The sequence below is a fragment of the Streptomyces sp. NPDC059861 genome (assembly GCF_042731435.1).
In the GTDB taxonomy this organism is placed as follows: domain Bacteria; phylum Actinomycetota; class Actinomycetes; order Streptomycetales; family Streptomycetaceae; genus Streptomyces.
On the sequence record NZ_JBHWJQ010000031.1, the window covers coordinates 1 to 9346 of the forward strand.

A 9346-nucleotide genomic window follows, 5' to 3' on the forward strand; every position below is an offset into this window, starting at 1 on the left:
GCCGCCCACATCGCCGGCGTCTTCACCCTCCAAGACGCCGCCACACTCGTCGCCGCCCGCGGACGACTCATGCAAACCGCACCCCCCGGCGGCGCGATGGCCGCTCTGCAGGCCGGCGAGGAGGAGGTGGCCAAGGCCCTCACCGCCGAGAACGGTGCGATCGCCGTCGCCGCCCTGAACTCGCCGACGTCGACCGTCATCTCCGGCGACGCCGACATCGTCGACCGCCAGATCGCGCTGTGGCGCGAGCAGGGGCGCCGGGCCACCCGCCTGACCGTCTCGCACGCCTTCCACTCCCCCCACATGGACGGCGTCCTCGACGCCTTCCACGAGATCGCCGCGACCATCACCTATCACCCGCCCCGCATCCCCCTCGTCTCCACCGTCACCGGCGAGGCCGCCACCACCGAACAACTCACCTCACCCCACTACTGGACCCAGCAGATCCGCGGCGCCGTCCGTTTCACCGACGCCGTCACCACGCTCCACCGGTCCGGAGTCACGGCCTACGTCGAGATCGGTCCCGACGCCGTCCTCACCACGCTGACCCGCAACACGCTGGACGACGCCGTCACGGCCGCCCCGCTGCGGCGGGACCACGACGAGGCGGAGACCGTCGTCCAGGCCGTCGCCACCCTGCACGCCCACGGCGTGTCCGGGGACTGGACGCGGTTCTTCGCCGGCACCGGCACCGGCCGGGCCGCCCTCCCTCCGCTGCCCACCTACGCCTTCCAGCGCCAGCGCTACTGGATCACGCCCGGTGCCGGTGCCTCCGACGCCGCCGGTCTCGGCGTGCAGCTCGGCGGTCACCCCGTCTTCGGCGCCCAGGTGGAACGCGCGGACGGCGCGGGCGTGCTGTTCACCGGCCGTGTCTCGGCGCGCAGCCATCCGTGGCTGGCCCGGCAGACCCTCCACGGTGCGTTCGTGGTGCCGCCGGAGGTGCTGGTGGACGCCCTGGTCCGCGCGGGCGACGAACTGGGCGCGAGTGCCGTGGAGTCGCTCGTCCTGCACACCCCGCCGGCCCTTCCCGCGGACGGGCGGCTCGTCCTGCAGCTGTCCGTCGAGGAGCCGGGGGCCACCTCGGCGCGGTCCTTCACGCTGCACGCCCGGCCCGAGGGCGGCGACCTGCCGTGGACGGTGTGGGCGACGGGGCGGCTCGCCGTCGGTGTCGCCAGGGCGCCGTTCGGCCCGGTCGCATGGCCGCCCGCCGAGGCCACCGCGGTCCCCCTGGGCGAGGGCGCCGAGGACCGTGGCATCACGGGTGTCTGGCGGCTCGGTGACGAGGTGTTCGCCGACGTCGTCCTGGACGAGGCGCTGCACGGCGAGGTCGCGGACTTCGGACTGCATCCGGCGCTGTTGGCCTCGGCGTTGGGCGCGGCCGCCCGGACCGGTCCTGGCGCGGACGCGGACGGGAACGAGGTCGGGGACGGCTACCGGCACGAGGAGACGCTCGCCGTCGAGTGGAGCGGCTTCCAGCTGTTCGCGACGGGCGCGACCGCCCTGCGCGCCCATCTGGTTCCGGCGGGCGAAGGCACCGTGGCCGTGCGGCTCGCCGACCGCGCGGGTCAGGCGGTGGCCGTGGCGCGAGGGGTCAGGTCCCGTCCGGTGGATGCCGGCCTGGTGGGTGACGCCCTGGTGCGGGACGCCGACGCCCTGTTCCTCGTGGACTGGCGGGCGGCCTCACTGCCGGCTCCGGACGCGGTGCCCGCGTTCGCCTTCCTCGGTGGGGGCGCGGACGGCACCGGCGTCGCCGAGGCCGCCGCGCTCGCGGAGCGTGGGGAGATCGACGCGGTCGTGGTCCGCGAGCCCGGCCTCGGCGCCGGGGAGGCCGATGCGGTGGCCGCCCTGCACGCGCGCACCCGTGCCATGCTCGACCTGGTTCAGCGGTGGCTGGCCGACGACCGTACCGGGACCGTACCGCTGGTCGTGGTGACGAGGAACGCGGTGGCCACCGGTGGTGAGCCCGCGGTGGATCCGGTGGGCGCGGCGGTCTGGGGTCTGCTGCGTTCGGCGCAGTCGGAGGCGCCGGGCCGGGTGGTCCTGGTGGACGTCGGCACCGACGACGCCGACGACACCGACGGCGCTCTCACGGACGTTCTGTCCGCCGTGGTCGCCGCCGGTGCGGCGCAGGCCGCGATCCGCGCGGGCCGGGTCCTGCTGCCCGGGGTGTCGCGCGCTCCGCGTCCCGGGGACGGCGGCGCCCGCTCCGGCTTTTGGAACGCCGAGGGCACGGTGCTCGTCACCGGTGGCACCGGAAGCCTCGGCGCACTGTTCGCCCGTCATCTGGCGCGCGAGCACGGGGTACGGCATCTTCTGCTGGTCAGCCGCCGGGGCCCCGACGCGCCGGGCGCCGACGCGCTGCGGGCCGAGCTGGCCGGGCTGGGAGCCGCCTGCACCGTTGTCGCCGCCGACACCGCGGACCCCGCCGCGCTGGCCCGCGTCCTGGACGCGGTGCCCGCCGAGCTGCCACTCACGGGCGTCGTCCACCTGGCGGGCGTCATCGACGACGGCTTGGTCACCGATCTGACCCCGGAGCGGCTGGACGCCGTCCTCGCGCCCAAGGCGGACACCGCCTGGTTCCTGCACGAGCGGACCAAACTGCTGAACCTGTCCGCGTTCGTACTGTTCTCCTCCATCGCGGGCGTGATCGGCGGCGCCGGGCAGGCCAACTACGCGGCGGCCAACGCCTTCCTGGACGGGCTGGCCGCCCTGCGCGCGGCCGAGGGGCTGCCCGCCACGTCCGTGGCCTGGGGTCTGTGGGCCCAGCCCTCCGGCATCACCGGCGACCTCGACGAGGCCGACATCGCCCGCATCACCCGCGCCGGGTTCGGGGCGGTCACCGTGGAGCAGGGCCCGCGGCTGCTGGACCGCGTCCTGGCGCTGCCGCATCCCGCCCCGGTGGTCACCCCGCTCGACGTCGCCGCGATGCGTGAGCGTCCCGCGCAGGTCCCGCCCCTGCTCGCGTCGCTGGTGCGCAGGCCGGTGCGGCGCGTCGCCGGGAACTCCGGCCGCAGCGCCGGTGATCTGGCGCGGCGGCTGACCGACGCGGACGAGTCGGCGCAGCTCGCCATCGTCCTGGAGGTGGTGCTGGAGGGGATGGCGGCGGTCCTCGGGCACGGCGACCCGTCGTCGTTCGGGAGCGAACAGCCCTTCACCGGGCTGGGTTTCGACTCGCTGACGTCGGTGGAGCTGCGCAACCGCCTCGCCGCCGAGCTGGGCCTGCGGCTGCCCGCCACGCTGGTTTTCGACCATCCGACCCCCCGGGCGCTGGCGGAGTATCTGCGGACGGCCCTGGTGAGCGGACCGGACGGCGGCACGGGCGGGGCCGGGGCGGGCGACCCGGCGCGCGAGTACGCGGTCGCGATCGAGCTGGACGACGCGATCCGGCCCGCCGGCGAGGTGGTACGGCAGGTCGGCGACCCGGCCGAGGTCTTCCTGACCGGCGCGACCGGGTTCCTCGGCGCGTTCCTGCTGCGTGATCTGCTGCGGGAGACGCACGCCAGGGTGCACTGCCTGGTCCGCGCGCGGGACGCGGCGGACGGGTTGCGGCGGCTGCGGGGGAACCTGGAGTACTACCGCCTGTGGGACGAGGTGGACCCGGCCCGTGTGGAGATCGTCGTCGGAGACCTCGCCGAGCCGCGGTTCGGGCTGGGCGAGGAGCGGTTCGACGACCTCGCCCGCCGGGTCGACGTGGTCTACCACGGCGGTGCGAAGGTCCACTGGCTGCACCCGTTCAGTTCGTTGAAGGCGGCCAACGTGGGCGGTACGCAGGAGGTTCTGCGGCTCGCGGCGCGCCATCGCACCGTGCCGGTCCACTACCTGTCCACGACCGGGGTCTTCGCCGGTGAGCAGGCCGGCAGCGGTCCGCTGCGGGTGGACGACCCCACCGGTCCCGCCGAGGCGCTGCCGAGCGGCTACCTGCGCAGCAAGTGGGTGGCGGAGCAGGTCATCGGCATCGCCCGCGAGCGGGGGCTGCCGGTGTCGGTGTACCGCGTGGACGTCGTCTCCGGCGATCAGGTCAACGGCGCCTGCCAGACACGTGACTTCGTCTGGCTGAGCCTGCGCGGGCTGATCCAGGCGGGCGCGTACCCGGCCGGTCTGGCCGCCGCGGTCCCCCTCACACCGGTGGACTACGTCAGCTCCGCGGTGGTCGCCCTGTCCAGGTCGGCTCGGACCGCCTCCGGCACCTTCCATCTCTACAACCAGAGCCACATGACCTTCGCCGGCTTCATTACCGAGCTGAGGACGGCGGGTTACCCGCTGAAGGAACTCGAGTGGGACGCGTGGAGCACACTCGTGAGGTCGGACCCCGACAACGTGATGCTTCCGCTGCTGGAAGCGTTCGAGATGATGGCGAGGAGCGAGGGCACCTTCTATCCACCGGTGGACACGAGCGTGGCCGAACTGGCCCTGGCGGACACGGGGATCGAGTGCCCCGCGATGGAGCCCGAGCTGTTCGGGCGGTACGTCGCCTTCTTCACGGAGGCCGGTTTCCTTCCGCCGGTGAACGAGGCCGCGCGGACCACCCCCTGACCTTCCCGCCCCACGTGACGACGAACGGCCGCGTCCGCCTCACCGCGAGGCGGCCGCGGCCGTGGATTGGAACCCAGATGTCCGCATCGCAGAGCCGCTGGCTCAGGCGGTTCGAGAACTTGGCAGACGGCGACCTCACACTGATCTGCTTCCCGCACGCCGGCGGGGCGGCCAGCGCCTACCGGGGCCTGTCCCGGGCCCTGGCACCCGGCATCGACGTGCTGGCCGTCCAGTACCCGGGCCGACAGGACCGCCGTACGGAGCCGGCACTGACCTCCCTGACCCATCTGGCACGTGCCGTGGCCGAGGAACTGGCCCGCGTCCCGCAGCGCCCGTACGCGTTCTTCGGGCACAGTATGGGCGCGGTCGTCGCCTACGAGACGGCCAGGGTCCTCGCCGAGTTCGACCTTCCCATGGCCCGGTCCCTGATCCTCTCCGGGCGTGGTGCGCCGAGCCGCACGCCCCGGGCCACCGACCGTCTCTCCGGCGACGCGGCACTGATCCGCGAGATACGCCGCCTGGGCGGCACGACCGGTCGCGTGCTGGAGGACCCCGAGCTGCTGGAGATGGTGCTGCCCACCCTGCGGGCGGACTACGGCGCTCTCGGCTCCTACCGCTGGCTGCCCGGCCCGCCGCTCGACATCCCGCTGACCGTCATGATCGGTTCGTCCGACCCGATCGTGACCGTGGACGACGCCCGCGGGTGGCTGGCTCACTCGACGATGCCGGGCGAGGTGGTCACCTTCGACGGCGGCCACTTCTATCTCGACACCCGACTGCCGTCGGTGGCCGAGGCCGTGCGGTCGGTGCTGGGACAGCCGGCGGCGGTGTGACGCCCGGGCGGAGCACTGCCGCGCGACGCGATCGTGAACGGACGCCTGCGCACCTTCACCCCTATGCCGTCACCTCGGCCGCCTCCGCCGCCTCTCCCGCCCGCTCCTCGAACTGCGTCCGGTACAGCTCCGCGTAGCGTCCGCCTGCCGCCAGCAGCCCCTCGTGCGTGCCCCGTTCGACGACACGGCCGTCTTCCAGGACGAGGATCAGGTCGGCGTTGCGCACGGTGGACAGGCGGTGGGCGATGACGAGGGCGGTGCGGCCCTGAAGGGCCTCGGTGAGGGCCTCCTGCACGGCCGCCTCCGAGGTGTTGTCGAGGTGGGCCGTGGCCTCGTCGAGGATGACCACCCGCTGGCGGGCGAGGAGGAGGCGGGCGATGGTCATGCGCTGGCGTTCGCCGCCGGAGAGGCGGTAGCCGCGTTCGCCGACCACGGTGTCGAGGCCGTCGGGGAGGGCCTGGACGAGGGTGTCCAGGCGGGCCCGGCGCAGGGCGTCCCACACTTCGCCGTCGCTCGCGGTGGGGCGGGCCAGCAGAAGGTTGGCCCGGACCGTGTCGTGGAACAGGTGACCGTCCTGGGTGACCATGCCGACGGTGGCGCGCAGCGAGCCGGCGGTCAGGTCGCGGACGTCGACGCCGCCGACACGGACGGCGCCCCCGTCGACGTCGTAGAGGCGCGGCAGCAGTTGCGCGATCGTCGACTTGCCGGCACCGGAGGAGCCGACGAGGGCGACGGTGCGGCCGGGATCGGCGCGGAAGGAGACGCCGTGCAGGACCTCGGCGCCGCCCCGGCTGTCGAGGACGGCCACCTCCTCCAGGGAGGCGAGGGAGACCTTGTCGGCGGAGGGGTAGCCGAAACGGACGTCCTCGAACTCGACCGACACCGGCCCCTCGGGCACCTCGACGGCGTCCGGCTTGTCCTCGATGAGCGGCCTGAGGTCCAGCACCTCGAAGACCCGCTCGAAGCTGACGAGGGCGCTCATCACCTCGACGCGCGCCCCGGCGAGCGCCGTGAGGGGCGCGTACAGGCGGGTCAGCAGCAGGGCGAGGGCCACCACGGCGCCGGGCTCCATGCTGCCGCGCAGCGCGAACCAGCCGCCGAGGCCGTAGACCAGGGCCAGGGCGAGCGCCGACACCAGGGTCAGCGCGGTGATGAACGCGGACTGCGCGGTCGCCGTACGGATGCCGATGTCGGCGACCCGGCGGGCCCGGACCGCGAACTCCGCCGACTCCTCCTCCGGCCGGCCGAAGAGCTTGACGAGTGTGGCTCCGGGCGCGGAGAAGCGCTCGGTCATCCGGGTGCCCATCGCCGCGTTCAGCGTCGCCGCCTCCCGCTGCATCCCGGCCATCCGGCTGCCCATCCGCCGCGCCGGGACCACGAAGACCGGCAGCAGCACGAGCGCGAGCAGGGTGACCTGCCAGGACAGGGTGAGCATGACGGCGAGGGTGAGCACCAGTGTGACGAGGTTGCTGACCACGCCGGACAGCGTGTTGCTGAACGCCCGCTGGGCGCCGATCACGTCGTTGTTGAGCCGGCTGACGAGCGCCCCGGTGCGGGTCCGGGTGAAGAACGCGACCGGCATGCGCTGCACATGGTCGAAGACCGCCCTGCGCAGATCGAGGATGAGGCCCTCCCCCAGCGCCGCCGAGAGCCTGCGCGCCAGGATGCCGAGGGCCGCCTCCACCACCGCGATGAGCGCGATCAGCAGTGCGAGCCGCACGACGGTGCGCTCGTCGCCGTCGGTCACGATCGCGTCGACGACCTGCCCGGCGAGGATCGGGGTCGCGACGGCGAGCAGCGCGGTCGCGACCCCGAGCAGTACGAACAGCACGATCCGTGGGCGGTGCGGGCGGGCGAACGCGGCGATCCGGCGCAGCGTGGCGCGGGCGAAGGTGCGGCGTTCCTCTGTGGCGTTCATGACGCTGTACAGCTGCGTCCACGCCGTCGTCTCCATGCTCATGCGACGAACCTAGAACCTCGACCAAACTTGAGGTCAAGTGCCCGCGCGGGCCGCCTCGGAGATCGTTGTCGGCCGGCTTCCCGCACGTAATCCCCCGTCCCCGCTTCCGCAACCCGCAGTTGAGGCGGTGCGGAAAACCTCTCGAAGTGTGACAGCGGCAGAACGACAACCCGTGGGACGGCGCTCCGGACGCATCCCCTTCCGGCTCATCCTGGGCCTGATCCCGCTCGCCTTCGTGGCCTACCTCGCGGTGCGCCACCGCGACGTGCTCGCCGAGGGCTTCCATCATCTGGCGACGGCCAAGTGGCCGTGGCTGCTGGCCGCCGGCGGCGCCACCTGCCTGACCTGGGTCGCCATGGCGGTGACCCGGCAGGGCGCGGTCGTCGAGCGGCTGCCGGGCTTCCGGCTGCTGGCCACCCAGGTCGCGGCGATGGCCGCGAATCACATGCTGCCGACCGGGCTCGGCTCCAGCGCGGTCAACCTGCGGTTCATGACGGTGTGCGGGCTGCCGCTGGCCCGCTCCTCAGCCGCGGTGGCGCTCTACCTGCTCGCCGAGAGCATCGCCCGGGTCGGCATGCTGGCCGTCCTGCTGATCGCCTTCCCCGGCGCGCTGCGGCTCGGCACGCTGCTGCCGGAGAACGTGGCCGGCCCGCTGCTGCTCGTGCTGGGCGCGGTCGCACTGGTGGCGGCGGCGGTGCTGCTTCTCGTACGGCGGATGCGCACGGCCGTGTTCTCCTTCGTGGGCACGGCGCTGGGTGAGGCCCGCTCGGTGCACACCCGTCCGTCGCGGGCGCTGGCCCTGTGGGGCGGTTCGCTGGCCTTCCCCGCGTTGCAGGCGGCGGGGCTGGTCGCCGTGGGGCTGGCGCTGGGGTTGGAGATACCGCTCTGGCACATCGTTCTCGCGTATCTGGCCGCGACGGTCGCCGTCGCGGTGGTGCCCACGCCGGGCGGGCTCGGCTCGGTCGAGGCGGCACTGATCGTGACGCTGGTCGCGGCGGGCAGCCCGGCCGCGGTGGCCACGGCCGTGGTCCTGGCGTACCGCGTGATCACCGTGTGGCTGCCGTTGCTGCCGGGGGCGCTGACGCTGGGCGCGCTGGTCCGGCTGAAGGTGATCTGAGACCGGCCCGGCCCAGTAGCGTGCTGCCCTTCGACGACACGAAGACGAAACGAAGGGGGCTCCACCATGCCGGTCCGCGTCGAGCGTCAGCGGCACGTCACCACGGTCATCCTCTCCCGTCCCGAGGCCCGCAACGCGGTGGACGGCCCGACTGCGGCCGAACTCGCCGCCGCTTTCCGAGAGTTCGAGGCGGACGACGAGGCACGCGTGGCGGTGCTGTGGGGTGAGGGCGGCACGTTCTGCGCGGGGGCCGACCTCAAGGCGATCGGCACCGAGCGCGGCAACCGGGTCGCCGAGAGCGGTGACGGGCCGATGGGGCCGACCCGGATGCGGCTGACCAAGCCGGTCGTGGCGGCCGTGGCGGGGCACGCGGTCGCGGGCGGCCTGGAACTGGCGCTCTGGTGCGATCTGCGGGTCGCCGAGGAGGACGCCGTCTTCGGGGTGTTCTGCCGCCGCTGGGGTGTCCCGCTGATCGACGGCGGCACGGTACGGCTGCCCCGGCTGATCGGCACCGGCCGCGCCCTGGACATGATCCTCACGGGGCGTCCGGTGCCGGCCCGTGAGGCCTACGACATGGGGCTCGCCAACCGCGTCGTCCCCACCGGCCGGGCCCGCGCCGAGGCCGAGGAACTGGCCGCCGGCATCGCCCGCTTCCCGCAGGCCTGCCTGCGCGCCGACCGCGCCTCCGTGTGGGAGCAGGACGGCCTGGACGAACCGGCGGCGATGCGCGGGGAACTGCGGCACGGCACGGGCGTCCTGGCGGCGGGCCTGGAAGGCGCCGCCCGCTTCGCCGCGGGGGCCGGGCGGCACGGCTCGTTCACGGACGGCTGAGGCCGAGGTCGGCGCGGAGCCTGGACGACACCGCACGCTCCACGGCCAGTACGGCACCGCTCATTCACCGAC

Annotated in this window: 5 protein-coding genes; 4 read left to right on the forward strand and 1 reads right to left on the reverse strand. The window is 73.9% G+C overall.

Annotated elements, in window-relative coordinates:
• Nucleotides 1-9: 9 nt before the first annotated feature.
• Together ACFV6X_RS24860 and ACFV6X_RS24865 are read left to right on the forward strand one after the other, a co-directional pair.
• Nucleotides 10-4533, forward strand: a complete 4524-nt coding sequence (locus ACFV6X_RS24860) for a thioester reductase domain-containing protein (protein WP_385387046.1) — start codon at nt 10-12, stop codon at nt 4531-4533.
• Between the two features lie 77 nt (nt 4534-4610).
• The gene (locus ACFV6X_RS24865; RefSeq protein ID WP_385386887.1) at nt 4611-5366 is read left to right on the forward strand and encodes a thioesterase II family protein; all 756 of its coding nucleotides are present in this window, start codon (nt 4611-4613) and stop codon (nt 5364-5366) included.
• Between the two features lie 61 nt (nt 5367-5427).
• On the opposite strand, the gene ACFV6X_RS24870 is transcribed toward ACFV6X_RS24865, so the two are convergent.
• Nucleotides 5428-7320 (reverse strand): ABC transporter ATP-binding protein, encoded by a 1893-nt coding sequence (locus ACFV6X_RS24870; protein ID WP_385387048.1) that lies wholly within the window; start codon nt 7318-7320, stop codon nt 5428-5430.
• 178 nt (nt 7321-7498) lie between these two features.
• Here ACFV6X_RS24870 and ACFV6X_RS24875 point away from each other — a divergent pair, with 178 nt between their 5' ends.
• Complete coding sequence (locus ACFV6X_RS24875) at nt 7499-8443, forward strand: YbhN family protein (RefSeq protein WP_385386889.1); 945 nt, start codon at nt 7499-7501, stop codon at nt 8441-8443.
• A 66-nt stretch (nt 8444-8509) separates the two neighbouring features.
• Complete coding sequence (locus tag ACFV6X_RS24880) at nt 8510-9274, forward strand: crotonase/enoyl-CoA hydratase family protein (protein ID WP_385386891.1); 765 nt, start codon at nt 8510-8512, stop codon at nt 9272-9274.
• The last annotated feature ends 72 nt before the right edge of the window (nt 9275-9346 follow it).

Bases quoted from the DNA above. Each gene is read 5' to 3' on its own strand.
- ACFV6X_RS24865 (WP_385386887.1), top strand. From the start codon at position 4,611: ATGTCCGCATCGCAGAGCCGCTGGCTCAGGCGGTTCGAGAACTTGGCA.
- ACFV6X_RS24870 (WP_385387048.1), bottom strand. From the start codon at position 7,320: ATGGAGACGACGGCGTGGACGCAGCTGTACAGCGTCATGAACGCCACA.
- ACFV6X_RS24880 (WP_385386891.1), top strand. From the start codon at position 8,510: ATGCCGGTCCGCGTCGAGCGTCAGCGGCACGTCACCACGGTCATCCTC.